Below are 11,773 nucleotides of genomic sequence, written 5' to 3' on the forward strand. Positions count from 1 at the left end.
GGATTTTTGTGAAGTCCCCGGGGTATCTTAACAAGATTTGCGGATGGCCCAATTTTTGGGATACAAATTATTGGCACGCTCGCCAATGTTTTTCATAAATCCAAGCGGCTGATTTTGATAAGTGACGACTACAAATCCTTTAGCAGTACCCGCAGGCAAGGCAAAACTTTCGCGGTGCAAATAACGTTTTGCTTGTTCGAGCGTTAATTCTATACGTGGATAAGCATCCGGCGCAGTGTGTAAAGAAAGAGCATGCGCTATGGACGGAATTTGCTCTTTTCCTTTTTGCTCAAAAGTCGGAATCCCATCAGACAAAACATGTATTAACCGATGCCCTTGCGCGTACCGCCGCGCCGAAGCCGGTATAAAGCTGTGCGCGGGGGGAGTTCCTTTTTTGCGCAGAACCGCCATAAACAATCCTTCACTACGTGTGATACCGGGAATAAAACGATACACGGATGCATTCCAATTCTCCAGTAAAGAGCCGGTAATGTTCCACGACGGTTCTACCGGAACAGATAAAATCTCCGCGCCCAGTTCTTCGGCAATGAAACGTACATTTTCTTCGTTTTCGCTCGTGTTAAGCGTGCATGTACTGTAAATCAGTAGTCCGCCCGGACGCAGGCAAGGCCAAATATCTTGCAAAATTTGACGTTGGCGTTTTTGGCAAAAATTAACATTAGAAACACTCCATTCATTGATCGCTGCACTATCTCTGCGAAATAATCCTTCCCCGGAACAGGGAACATCCGTCAAAATCACATCAAATGTCCAATCTGTCTTTTGAAAATCAGCGGCATAATTATGCGTTACCAGTACGTCCGGATGCCCTTGTTTAAGCATATTTTCCAGTAAAATGTTGGCACGGCGGCGGTCCGGCTCGTTGGAAACTAGCATGGATCCTTCCGGAAGTGCCGCACGCATCAAGGTAGATTTGCCGCCGGGAGCGGCACATAAATCAAGCGCCAAAACGGGTCCTTTGACATGCTGGCGCAACACATGATCTAAAAATAAAGAGCCTGCCTCCTGCACGTAATATGCCCCTGCGTGAAAAAGCGGATCTGACGTAAAATCAGGACGTTTATCTAACCAATAGGCATGCTGACACCATGGTACCGGTGCCTTTTGAGAAAAGGGGGAAACAGCCGGCAACTTCCACGGATTAAACCGGATACTGACAGGAATATCTTGTTCAAATGCTTGCAAGAAATGTTGCCATCGCGGTGCGCCAAACAATTGCACAGTATAAGAAACGAACTCTGGCGGTAAGAAATCTGTTTGCATATATTTACTATAGCAAAATTTGCACTTAAAAAGCCCCGCATTTGCGGGGCTTTTTAACATACATCACTAGATTATATTGAGTACTACTTAGCTTTCGGCCAATAATACCCAGATTTAGGATTATCAAGTTCATAAAAGCGGATTTTATAGAAATCCATTCCAGGTCCGAACCCCACCAGATTGCTCCCAAAGAAGTATCCTGCTTCTCCAGTTTCATCATTAAAAACCACTTCATGATAATTAACGGAAGTTGCTGTATCGTTAAATTCAAGCCCAATTCCTTGTGCTCTGAGCTTTACAGCTAAGGTACGCTGGAATTTTTTGTTCACATCATTTGCATCCAAGAGCCGACCATCTGCTAAAGTTTCCGCTTCTTTCTTTTTCTCTTCGTACAGACTCATCAATTTATCTATATTTTGCTCATTAATGGTGCCGTCCGGTTGTACCAAACGCAACCGTCTGACCTCGCGGCGAAATGAATTTATATACTTTATCAATTCGGTCCTCTTGTGGCGATATGCCTCTGTACCGCCTCGTAATCCCTTGTACAGCATATTTATTCCGGGCTTTTCCCAACAAGCAAAATCACTGTCTTGAGCAGCCTCGAAATGGCCATCTAAATGAGGCCTCGAGAAAGAATGCTCTTGAAGATTAAGAAATTGTTTCATTTTGCAATCTAACAATACAAGCAACACCATTAGATCCACGTCTTCAAATGCCCCGTTGGCCCGCTGGCTAAGCTCTACAATCATACTCTCTTCTTCTACGGAAAAATCATACCACTTAATGCCCACAATGCCATCTTTCTGGATTTGCTCCATACTGATGCTATCGGCTCCTGCTAATATAGCATCTACTTGCTCTTTCAAAAAATCCACATAGGCAGGCTCTCTTTTTTTCAAGTTAATAAAATCAGAGCCGCCAACAAAGATGTCAAAGGTTTTGGCCGCTTCCTGCTGAGCCTGAGCTGCCGCTTGATCAACGGCATCAAGATTAATTTTGTTTTTTTTGGCATCTGCCCCTACCGGCAAGAAGGCCAGCACCGCTAACGCACATATTATTTTTCGCATATCGTTCTCCTTTGGGTGCCAATCGGGAGCCTGTCCCTACTTAACACGCCTGAATGTCCTTCACACTAACAGTATTTCAAAAAAATGTTTTTCTGTCAAGGATTTTTTAGACCTATTGATTCTTAGAGCAAAAGACCTACTACCGCCGATTTACTTAGCCATGCTCTACTGTCAAAAATTAGATTTAAGTACACCTAAAAACTGCTACAATATCTTTATGACTACCAATAACACAGGAACGTATAAATTTGACCCCAAAACCGGTAAAGTAGTGCGTATATCAGATAAAGTGCCCTCTTGCGCCAAAAAAGGATCTACTCACACTTGCTGCGGCGGGTGCTGCTGTCATGGGCATTAAACTTTCCACTACTCCACAACCTGCTTCCGCGACCGACAGATTGCGGGGCGGGTTTCTGTTGGCATTGGGGGGAGCACTGACCGTTTTGCAACGCGTTCTGTTACCTCACCTGTTGCTTGCCTTGGCTTTGTATATCTTTGCCGCTTACGCGCTTTACCATCTTACTGTTTTGGATGTAAAATATCCCTCTATTTTGTCCGGATTTATTTTATTTATGGGGTTATCTGTCGGCGGGGCACTTGCCCTGGGATATGCCCTTGTAACGGCCACCTTATATGCACTCAAACAAACCGCGACCTACGCCGAAAATTTTTTCTATGAATTATGGGAAGCATTAAAAGAAAAAGTCCGCCGTCAAATTAACAGTATGGAAGAAGGGATTGCCAAACAACAAGCCAAAGTGATATTAGACAACAGTTTAAGAGAAGTGTTAGCGCCTTTACACAAACTGCGAGTCGGTTCTGTACCGGTACTGTTAAGTTATATATTGCTTGCTTTACTTACTTTTGTAAGCCGCTCGGTTTTTCTGGCAAAATTAGCCCGCACGACAGGAGCAACTATTCACTTTTCAGCTATTTTTGCCAGTCGGGCCACGTTAATAGGTGCTTTGTTTCTAAATATGCGTTGGCTAGCGACTTTGGGTTTATGGATGATGTATATACTTGGCATTTTAATCTTGCTGTGGAGTGTATGCCTAGTTTGGTAAAATATATTTATGAAGTATATAATAACCGTTTTAATGATTGTGTTCTGCCTGTTTCCGACATACGCACAAAATACCGGCGAGTTACTGCGTCAAGCCAATAAGGAAACAGACCCCGCTAAACGCATCACTCTTTTAACTAAAGCCATTCAGCAGTCCCCCAATTCGGCTACTGCGTGGCATCACCGGGCCGATGCTTACAAAGAGGAGGGGAAAATCAAACTGGCCTTGCAAGATTATACGCACGCCATTTCTTTGACCCCGCAAGATCCGTTTCGTTACTATGCCCGAGCATTGGCCTATTTGGATAATAAACAATACACTTTGGCTGCCGCCGATTTAACCAAAGCGATTTCTCTTAAAAAAAATTATCCACCCTTTTATTTGCATCGTGCGGATGCACAATTAGCTTTGGAAAAATACGCCCAAGCAATTTCCGATTACAAAAAATATCTATCCAAAGAATCCAAAACCCCACAAATCGCTCTTCATTTAGCGGAAGCCTATGTCAAAACCTATCAATATGATGCCGCTGAAAAAGAGCTGGACTTTGTACAAAACAGCTCAGCGGACTTGCCTGCCGTTTACTTTTGGCGCGGAAGAATTTTGCAAAACCAAAATCAACTCGATGAGGCAGTTTCTTTTTATAGTAAAGCTATCAATCGGGATCATTCCTTTGACCAAGCCTATCGATATCGGGCCTCTGCTTTTAAGGACATGGGAGAATTAGAAGCCTCGGCCGAGGATTATACCCAGTTACTGGCGCTATCACCGGAACCCATTTTTTACAACCGCCGCGGACTAGTTTATGAAGAGTTGGAACAATGGGACAACGCACTGGCAGACTATACGAAAACTATTGAACTTTCGCCTAAATGGCCCATCGCGTATAATAACCGCGGATATGTTTATCTAAAACAAAAAAAATATGCCAAAGCAAAAGCTGATTTTGAAACCGCTATCCGTTTGGATAGTAGTCTACCTACTCCCTACATTAATTTAGCCGGTCTTGCTTGGCTCAAAAATAAAGACCGCCGTAGTGTTTATCGTTACCTGGAACAAGCCTTAAAACACCATTTCCGTGACTTTGAATCTCTGTATGATCAAAATCGAAAAGGATGGATGTTTGAAGGGATTAATAATACCTCCGAGTTCCGCGCCGTTATGTATAAATAAAAGACCTATTTGCTTTTTGGGTCCTTTGACTCTTGCACAAAATCAATAGATTCACTATACTTTAAGTGTAAGGACAAAACTTTTAAGGAGAACTTATGAAAAAACTGATTGCATTACTAGTCGTGATAGGAGCATTTCCTTTACTCACGCAAGCTCAAAAATATAAAGACCCACCCGCCGTTGAGAATCTGAAAAATAGCATACTTAAATCGGCTTACAATGCTGTGCCTCGGGTGGAGGAACCGAATGCCGGTTCTATTGAACAAAACAAAGTGGTACATTTCTCCGTCAAGGAACAGGTGTCTGATGATAATTTCATGCATGGCACTTTTGAAGCTGATATTTTCTGCAAAGCATATCCGCTGGATGCCCATTGGTTGGTCGTGGCTGATACTTGCTTAAATGTGTCTGACGAAGATATTTTTTCTGAAGGAGACCATAACTCCATTCAACGCCAACGTGTAGAGGAATCCCTCAAGGACATGGGCACGCGGTCCATATACCGAAACGGCAATTTAATGTTGATCCGCCTAAATGAAGAAACTTATACGGCTCCGTATGTGCACCTGTTGGCAGTTGATTCTCCGGCAACATTATTTGCTCTCGGTCGCATAAATGAAATCAAAATAAATACCTCACGCTTTGCCGCATTTAAGGATCATATTCGTTCCAGAAAATTCAAAAAGAACTCTGCGGATGGTAACTTCTTTCAATTAGACGAAGGAATGCTCGATTTATCCGGTACGGCTACCGATCCTTTGTTTATGATTGCTGATAAAGAAAACCACGAAGTGCTGGCCGCCTATAATCAGGGGAAAATTAGCTATGCGCTCCAAATATCCGCAAACGATACGTTCCACACCAGTACGACACTGACCTCACCTGATTGGAAAATACTGACTAAGAATGATTTGGAATTTGTTAAACAAACCATTTCTAAGCAAGAGCCGGCCGCTTGGGAACAGGTGAAGAAGCGTCTATTTTTCAATAATACGCGCAAACCCTTCTTCGACTAATTATTATCCAATCAAAAGGCTGCCGATTCCTAGGCAGCCTTTTTTTATTTTCTAATCCTAAAAATCTCTGAATGGGAAACCGCAAATTTTATACAATAACAGGAACATAAAAGGAGGTTATATGTCACAAGGAAATCCGTTATTTAATGAAAAAGCCTATCAAAAAACATTGGAAGGTTATCAGTTGCGCGTAGGGGAAGAAATGACCCTGCAAGGAACCATCAATAAATCTTGCTTTTTATTATTGCTTTGCTTGGCAGGAGGAGTGATTGGCTGGAATCATATCGGCTCTGTGTTTGCCCACTCCATGCTGATTGTATTGGCCGCATTTATCGTGGCTCTGGTCATTATTTTTAAGAAAACCACGGCTCCTTTGTTAGCTCCCGTGTATGCAGTACTGGAAGGATTAGCCCTAGGCGCCATTTCCGCCGGGTATAATCAAATGTATGAAGGTATTGTGGTGCAAGCAGTATCTATTACGGCCTTAGTCTTTGCGCTGATGTTATTCTTGTATAAAAGCGGCATTATTAAAGTCAACCGCACTTTTGTTTTAGGTGTCACCGCGGCAACTGGGGCCATTGCCCTGTTTTATCTTATTTCTTTGGTACTTTCTCTCTTTGGGGTACAAGTTCCCTATTTTGAGAGTACCAGCGGCTGGGCCATTGCCATTAATGCAATTATTTGTATTGTGGCTGCTTTGAACTTTGCTATTGATTTTCAATTTATCAATATCATGACGCAACTGCCCCAAGTACCCAAATACATGGAATGGTATGCAGGATTTTCGTTACTGGTTACCCTGGTATGGGTGTATATAGAAATATTAAAATTGCTAGGCCGTAGCCGCAGCAGACGTTAAAACTGCACGAAGTACCTTAAAATTTGGTAAAATAAATAGGACAAGTAGTTTTATATTTAATGGAGGACGTACAAAGTATGACTATAAAAGTAGGTATTAACGGCTTCGGCCGCATCGGCCGCTTCGTATTCCGCGCGGCGATGAATCACCCTGAAATCGAAATCGTCGGTATCAATGATTTGACCCCGGTGGATTATTTAGCTTACATGCTCAAATATGACACGATGCACGGTCAATTTGAAGGCGAAATCAAAGCTGATGTAGAAAATAACAAATTAATCGTCAACGGTAAAGCTATTCGCGTCACCGCTGAAAAAGATCCTGCCAACTTGGCTTGGGACAAAGTAGGTGCCGAATATATCGTAGAATCTACCGGTTTATTCTTAACCAAAGAAAAAGCACAAGCTCACATTAAAGCCGGTGCCAAATACGTAGTAATGTCTGCTCCTTCCAAAGACGATACCCCGATGTTTGTCTGCGGTGTGAACGAAAAAACCTATGTAAAAGGAACCCAATTTGTTTCTAACGCTTCCTGCACCACCAACTGCTTGGCTCCTATCGCCAAAGTATTAAATGATAAATTCGGTATCATCAATGGTTTGATGACCACTGTACACTCCACCACCGCTACTCAAAAAACCGTAGACGGTGTTTCTATGAAAGATTGGCGTGGTGGCCGCGCTGCATCCGGCAACATCATTCCGTCTTCTACCGGTGCTGCCAAGGCCGTGGGCAAAGTCATTCCGTCCTTGAACGGTAAATTAACCGGTATTTCTATGCGCGTACCGACCTTGGACGTGTCCGTAGTAGATTTGACCGTTAACTTGGAAAAACCCGCCACCAAAGAAGCCATTTGCAAAGCGATGAAAGAAGCTTCCGAAGGCGAACTCAAAGGCATTTTGGGCTACACCGAAGATGCCGTGGTATCCTCTGATTTCTTGGGCGATCCGCGCACCTCTATCTTTGATGCCAATGCCGGCGTATACTTGACCGATACCTTTGTGAAAGTTGTTTCTTGGTATGACAACGAAATTGGTTACTCTAACAAAGTGTTAGATTTAATCAAACACATGGCTTCCGTCAACAAATAAGTTTTGTCTGACCGAAAAGGCGGCTTGCAAAAGCCGCCTTTATTTTAAGAGAAGGGGAAAAACTATGAACTTTGACAGCATCAAAAAAATGCAAGATGTAGATTTGAAAAATAAAAAAGTCTTGGTACGTGTCGATTACAACGTACCCTTGAAAGACGGTAAAGTAGATAACAACAAACGTATCGTTGCTACCGAAAAAACCATTAAACATTTACTCGATAATAATTGCCGTATCGTTTTGTGCGCCCACTTGGGCCGCCCCAAAGGCAAAGTTGCTCCGGAATTTAGCTTGGCCCCCGTGGCTGAAGAAGTAGCCAAAGTGTTCGGCGTACCTGTGCACTTTGCCAAAGACTGCGTTGGCCCGGAAGCCGATAAAGTAGTCGCCGCGGCCAAAAACGGCGAAATCGTTTTGTTAGAAAACTTGCGTTTCCACCCCGAAGAAGAAGCCAACGATGCCGAATTTGCCAAACAACTGGCTAAACACGGCGAAGTATTTGTACAAGAAGCTTTTGGTACTGTACACCGCGCCCACGCTTCCACCAGCGCTATTGCCCAATATTTGCCGGGCTCTATCGGATACCTCGTGCAAAAAGAAGTGGAATTTTTGGGTAAAGCCTTAAACAATCCGGCCCGCCCGTTTGCCGCTGTCATCGGCGGTGCAAAAGTGTCTGACAAAATTATGCTCTTAAATAACTTGTTAGACAAAGTAAACGTCTTAATTATCGGCGGCGGTATGGCTTATACGTTCCTCAAAGCCAAAGGCATGGAAGTAGGCAAATCTCTCTTGGATGAAAGCAAAATTGAAGAAGCCAAAGGCGTCATGGCCAAGGCAGAAGCCAAAGGCGTGAAAATGTTAATGCCGGTGGACTTCCGCATTTCTAAAGAATTTTCCGAAACTGCCGAAGCGGTCATTTCCGACACGATTCCTGCCGATATGGAAGGCATGGACATTGGCCCGAAAACCGAAAAATTATTTGCTGATGAACTCATGAAATGCAAAACCATTTTCTGGAACGGGCCGATGGGCGTGTTTGAATTTCCGAATTTTGCCAAAGGCAGCTTCTCTATTGCCAATGCTATGATTGCCGCTACCAAAGCCGGTGCGATTTCTATTATCGGCGGCGGTGACAGCGTCAACGTGCTCAAAAAAGGCAAAATCAATCAAAAAGACTTCTCGCACGTTTCTACCGGCGGTGGTGCCAGTATGGAATTTGTGGAAGGAAAAGAACTTCCCGGACTTGTCGCATTGATGAAATAATCTGACACAAACAAAGCCCCCAAAATTGGGGGCTTTGTTATTTAGTCCGAGAAAGAATTGCCGGGTTTGGTTGCAATGAGCAAATAAGGCAAGTTCTTTTTGAACAAACTATAAAAATCTCACAAACAGGGCCTGTTGTTTAGGCCCTGTCTATTTATATCAAAAAGAACTTCCTGGACTCGTGGCACTCGCAAAATAGTTTCTAGCATTACGCTAAACAACTTAAAACCCCTCGCACACGCGAGGGGTTTTTTATAGATTTTCTTGAATCAAGTCTTAACAACAACTGCAATTTGAATCTTCGGGGATATTTAACAATGAGGCATAATTCATAGAAGGGTCCTCTCCCCAACAACCGGCACTCTCACCGAGAAACACTTGATTATCATGATAACACAAGCAAATATCTTCGTTTTTATACTGAGCAGATGGATATCCCGCAACGCTCCAACTAGCACAATAGAAAAATTTATCCGTTTCAAATACACCGCCCTCTGCAGTAGAACAGCCTTCCCATGCGCTTTGTTCTCCAATAGATACTCCTAAATCTTTCATGGCACAATACTCCTCTCCAGTCTCTAAATGACAAACGTCATCTGCTTCAGAAATCGTTTTAAGATTTATCATGGTTTCTGCAAAACGAGATTTTATAACTGCTTTTTGATATTGTGGTAAAGCAATGGCTGACAAAATACCGATAATTAGTACTACCACTAATAATTCTATCAGTGTAAACGCTTTCTTATTGTTCATTTTATATTCTCCTTTCTATTTTTGGAAAGACGCAAAAACGGCTGCTATCTTTGAGCCTATGAAGTAACCCAATTATAACAGCCGTAGTCTGCCGCGCCCGAAGGCGTGGCAAACACTCGGCACACGCAGACCGTCGCCTTTGTGTGCCTGATATCGGCTGTTTTTGGACTTCATAGTGCCTTGAGCATGCTCAAAGCTTTCCGCGTTTTTCACACGGTTCCAAAAACAGATCAAATTGTAACTACATTTTCAGTATAGCAAATTTGAACTTTTACTGTACCTTATCCGCCTTAAAATCCATATAGGCCCTAAGACCTATATTGGACCTGATACCAAATTTCCGTTGACGGAGCACTCCTTTTTTGAAATACTATTACTATAAGTTCTATATATCATGGCCAAGCTACAATCTACTTGTCCACTTAAGGAGAAAATAAATGAAAAAATATGTACTGATGCTATTAGGGCTGGCTTTGTTATCTTTGGGTGTACAGGCAGCAGAGACATCGGAGCTGAAAAATGTGCCGGCTTTGGAATATGCGTTTGAAAGTGGCGATCAAGACGAATTTATTGCTTTTCAAATTCGCGTAATAAAAAATAACTCACGTCCGAACGATGCTTTTGAAAGTGCGGACAGTTTATTTAATGCTTTAATTAAACAAGCTATGTATATGGAAGCAACCGCCTCTGACAAGCATCAAGCTTCCGATTTAAAGCTTTTTACAAATTCGTTGATAAATGTCAGAAAACTCCATACAAAATTCGTCCAAGATTTGAAAAGAAGACATAGTGATATGCAAGCACTTTTGTACCAATTGGAAGATTTCGCGTCTAATTACACCACTGCTATTAAAAAAGTGGAAGAAATTTCCCACCAAGCCGGAGTGCATTTGGATTTTGAAAAAGTGTTACGTGATATCATTGACCATAACTATCAGTTGGAAAATGAGGGGACTTATTGCTTATCTTCTTTGGCAGACAAAGTAGAACGCCACTTTATGGGTACTACTGAACCAACTTGGATTACAAACGGCTCTAACTTCTACAAAGGATTAGATGCTACGTATTAAATTACTTAAACAGTAAACTTAAATCCACCCTCGCCAACAATGGGTGGATTTTTTAGAAAAAATTCCTACCAATCAAATATAAAACTTGCTATAATAAATATATATTTTACAGGAGATTATTTTTTATGCAAACCTTGTTGTTAATTGTTCACTATTTTGTGTGTATTTTACTGATTTTACTGATTTTATTACAAAGCGGAAAAGGCTCTGCCGCCGGTATTTTTGGTGCGTCCGGTGCTGATAATATTTTCGCAAGCCCGACGGCATTTAATGCTGTCAATAAATTAACAGCCGCGCTGGCAGTCGTGCTATTCTGCACCTCTATTCTGCTGACGATTTCTTATAACCGCAAAACTTCATCCTCTGTTTTAGATAAGGTCAATTTGCCCGCCGCCACGGCCCCGGCCAATCCGGCTCAGTAAGATTTACTTATTTGAACATACGGTCTGCCCACAAGCAGACCGTATTTTTTTGTCTAAAACTTGCTATACTATAAAAGAAGTACCCGGGAATAGCGGTTATATTATATTCCCATACAATTTAATTCTGTTTTTGGAACCGTATATAGCATACGGTGCGCTCTTGAGAAATCAGGGGCATAATTGAGGTCCAAAAACAGTCGTTTTAGGCACCATATAGCAGAGCTGATCCCTTTACTATGTGGTGCCGAGTGTTTGCCCGCCCCTATGGGGTGTGGCAAACCACGGCTGTTATGTTTTTGGTTACCTCAATTAGCTGAAACATAATAGCCGTTTTTCATGTTTCTTTTTCCAAAAACAGTAAGGAGAAAGAACATGAAAAAAGCATTTACGCTGGTCGAGTTGTTAGTAGTTGTACTGATAATCGGTATCTTAAGTGCGATCGCAATACCGATGTATCAAGGCGCCGTAGATAAGAGCCATTGGAGTACGATGTTACCAGGGGCAAAAGCAATCAAAGACGCGCAGGAAGCGATTAAACTTACCAATGGATTATATACCTCTAATATGGAAGATTTAGATGTTACGATGAATAGTGGCTCAGAGATAAGCTATAGCTTAGAAACAATAAATCATGGCGATGACTCCAATGTAATCAGAGTTACTAACAGCAAACTTGCCAATGTCAGATTAGCTAGTTATTTAGATGAAAACCC

14 protein-coding genes are annotated in these 11,773 nt (G+C 42.3%); 10 read left to right on the forward strand and 4 right to left on the reverse strand.

All coding sequences use genetic code 11. The annotated features are described in order from the left end of the window. Window positions 1–27: 27 nt before the first annotated feature. Both IKN49_02530 and IKN49_02535 read right to left on the reverse strand, forming a co-directional pair. The gene (locus IKN49_02530; GenBank protein ID MBR3631927.1) at window positions 28–1,284 is read right to left on the reverse strand and encodes an rRNA cytosine-C5-methyltransferase; all 1,257 of its coding nucleotides are present in this window, start codon (window positions 1,282–1,284) and stop codon (window positions 28–30) included. Between the two features lie 83 nt (window positions 1,285–1,367). Further along, a complete protein-coding gene (locus tag IKN49_02535; GenBank protein ID MBR3631928.1) occupies window positions 1,368–2,354 on the reverse strand; it encodes a hypothetical protein in 987 nt (328 codons plus the stop codon). A gap of 217 nt (window positions 2,355–2,571) precedes the next feature. On the opposite strand from IKN49_02535, the gene IKN49_02540 reads away from it, so the two are divergent. The 7 genes from IKN49_02540 to IKN49_02570 all read left to right on the forward strand — a co-directional run bounded on the left by IKN49_02540 (window position 2,572) and on the right by IKN49_02570 (window position 8,815). Further along, window positions 2,572–2,712 (forward strand): hypothetical protein, encoded by a 141-nt coding sequence (locus IKN49_02540; GenBank protein MBR3631929.1) that lies wholly within the window; start codon window positions 2,572–2,574, stop codon window positions 2,710–2,712. After that, a complete protein-coding gene (locus tag IKN49_02545) occupies window positions 2,702–3,418 on the forward strand; it encodes a hypothetical protein (protein MBR3631930.1) in 717 nt (238 codons plus the stop codon). The genes IKN49_02540 and IKN49_02545 overlap by 11 nt, the downstream gene beginning before the upstream one ends. Before the next feature lie 9 nt (window positions 3,419–3,427). Then, window positions 3,428–4,591, forward strand: a complete 1,164-nt coding sequence (locus tag IKN49_02550; protein MBR3631931.1) for a tetratricopeptide repeat protein — start codon at window positions 3,428–3,430, stop codon at window positions 4,589–4,591. Between the two features lie 95 nt (window positions 4,592–4,686). Continuing rightward, on the forward strand, window positions 4,687–5,607 hold the full coding sequence (locus IKN49_02555) for a hypothetical protein (protein MBR3631932.1): 921 nt from the start codon (window positions 4,687–4,689) through the stop codon (window positions 5,605–5,607). Between the two features lie 121 nt (window positions 5,608–5,728). Further along, window positions 5,729–6,466, forward strand: a complete 738-nt coding sequence (locus tag IKN49_02560; GenBank protein MBR3631933.1) for a Bax inhibitor-1/YccA family protein — start codon at window positions 5,729–5,731, stop codon at window positions 6,464–6,466. A gap of 77 nt (window positions 6,467–6,543) precedes the next feature. After that, window positions 6,544–7,557 (forward strand): type I glyceraldehyde-3-phosphate dehydrogenase, encoded by a 1,014-nt coding sequence (gene gap, locus IKN49_02565; GenBank protein ID MBR3631934.1) that lies wholly within the window; start codon window positions 6,544–6,546, stop codon window positions 7,555–7,557. A gap of 64 nt (window positions 7,558–7,621) precedes the next feature. Beyond that, window positions 7,622–8,815, forward strand: a complete 1,194-nt coding sequence (locus tag IKN49_02570) for a phosphoglycerate kinase (protein ID MBR3631935.1) — start codon at window positions 7,622–7,624, stop codon at window positions 8,813–8,815. A 276-nt stretch (window positions 8,816–9,091) separates the two neighbouring features. Here IKN49_02570 and IKN49_02575 read toward each other — a convergent pair whose 3' ends face one another. Together IKN49_02575 and IKN49_02580 are read right to left on the reverse strand one after the other, a co-directional pair. Next, window positions 9,092–9,568, reverse strand: a complete 477-nt coding sequence (locus IKN49_02575; GenBank protein ID MBR3631936.1) for a prepilin-type N-terminal cleavage/methylation domain-containing protein — start codon at window positions 9,566–9,568, stop codon at window positions 9,092–9,094. 72 nt (window positions 9,569–9,640) lie between these two features. After that, entirely contained in the window at window positions 9,641–9,781 is a 141-nt protein-coding gene (locus IKN49_02580) for a hypothetical protein (GenBank protein MBR3631937.1), read from the reverse strand. A 224-nt stretch (window positions 9,782–10,005) separates the two neighbouring features. Here IKN49_02580 and IKN49_02585 point away from each other — a divergent pair, with 224 nt between their 5' ends. The 3 genes from IKN49_02585 to IKN49_02595 all read left to right on the forward strand — a co-directional run. After that, window positions 10,006–10,638: a hypothetical protein gene (locus tag IKN49_02585; GenBank protein MBR3631938.1), complete on the forward strand. Its 633-nt coding sequence runs from the start codon at window positions 10,006–10,008 to the stop codon at window positions 10,636–10,638. 125 nt (window positions 10,639–10,763) lie between these two features. After that, window positions 10,764–11,060 carry a preprotein translocase subunit SecG gene (gene secG, locus IKN49_02590; protein MBR3631939.1) on the forward strand — a complete coding sequence of 99 codons (297 nt, stop codon included), beginning with the start codon at window positions 10,764–10,766 and terminating at the stop codon, window positions 11,058–11,060. Window positions 11,061–11,432: 372 nt separating this feature from the next. Beyond that, window positions 11,433–11,773, forward strand: a 341-nt coding sequence (locus IKN49_02595) for a prepilin-type N-terminal cleavage/methylation domain-containing protein (protein ID MBR3631940.1), incomplete at its 3' end; no start/stop codon positions are given.

This window comes from Elusimicrobiaceae bacterium, from assembly GCA_017528825.1.
Classification (GTDB): domain Bacteria; phylum Elusimicrobiota; class Elusimicrobia; order Elusimicrobiales; family Elusimicrobiaceae; genus Avelusimicrobium.

Coding starts and splice junctions, on each gene's coding strand:
- IKN49_02530 (MBR3631927.1), bottom strand. CDS start 1,284: ATGCAAACAGATTTCTTACCGCCAGAGTTCGTTTCTTATACTGTGCAA.
- IKN49_02535 (MBR3631928.1), bottom strand. CDS start 2,354: ATGCGAAAAATAATATGTGCGTTAGCGGTGCTGGCCTTCTTGCCGGTA.
- IKN49_02540 (MBR3631929.1), top strand. CDS start 2,572: ATGACTACCAATAACACAGGAACGTATAAATTTGACCCCAAAACCGGT.
- IKN49_02545 (MBR3631930.1), top strand. CDS start 2,702: ATGGGCATTAAACTTTCCACTACTCCACAACCTGCTTCCGCGACCGAC.
- IKN49_02550 (MBR3631931.1), top strand. CDS start 3,428: ATGAAGTATATAATAACCGTTTTAATGATTGTGTTCTGCCTGTTTCCG.
- IKN49_02555 (MBR3631932.1), top strand. CDS start 4,687: ATGAAAAAACTGATTGCATTACTAGTCGTGATAGGAGCATTTCCTTTA.
- IKN49_02560 (MBR3631933.1), top strand. CDS start 5,729: ATGTCACAAGGAAATCCGTTATTTAATGAAAAAGCCTATCAAAAAACA.
- gap (MBR3631934.1), top strand. CDS start 6,544: ATGACTATAAAAGTAGGTATTAACGGCTTCGGCCGCATCGGCCGCTTC.
- IKN49_02570 (MBR3631935.1), top strand. CDS start 7,622: ATGAACTTTGACAGCATCAAAAAAATGCAAGATGTAGATTTGAAAAAT.
- IKN49_02575 (MBR3631936.1), bottom strand. CDS start 9,568: ATGAACAATAAGAAAGCGTTTACACTGATAGAATTATTAGTGGTAGTA.
- IKN49_02585 (MBR3631938.1), top strand. CDS start 10,006: ATGAAAAAATATGTACTGATGCTATTAGGGCTGGCTTTGTTATCTTTG.
- secG (MBR3631939.1), top strand. CDS start 10,764: ATGCAAACCTTGTTGTTAATTGTTCACTATTTTGTGTGTATTTTACTG.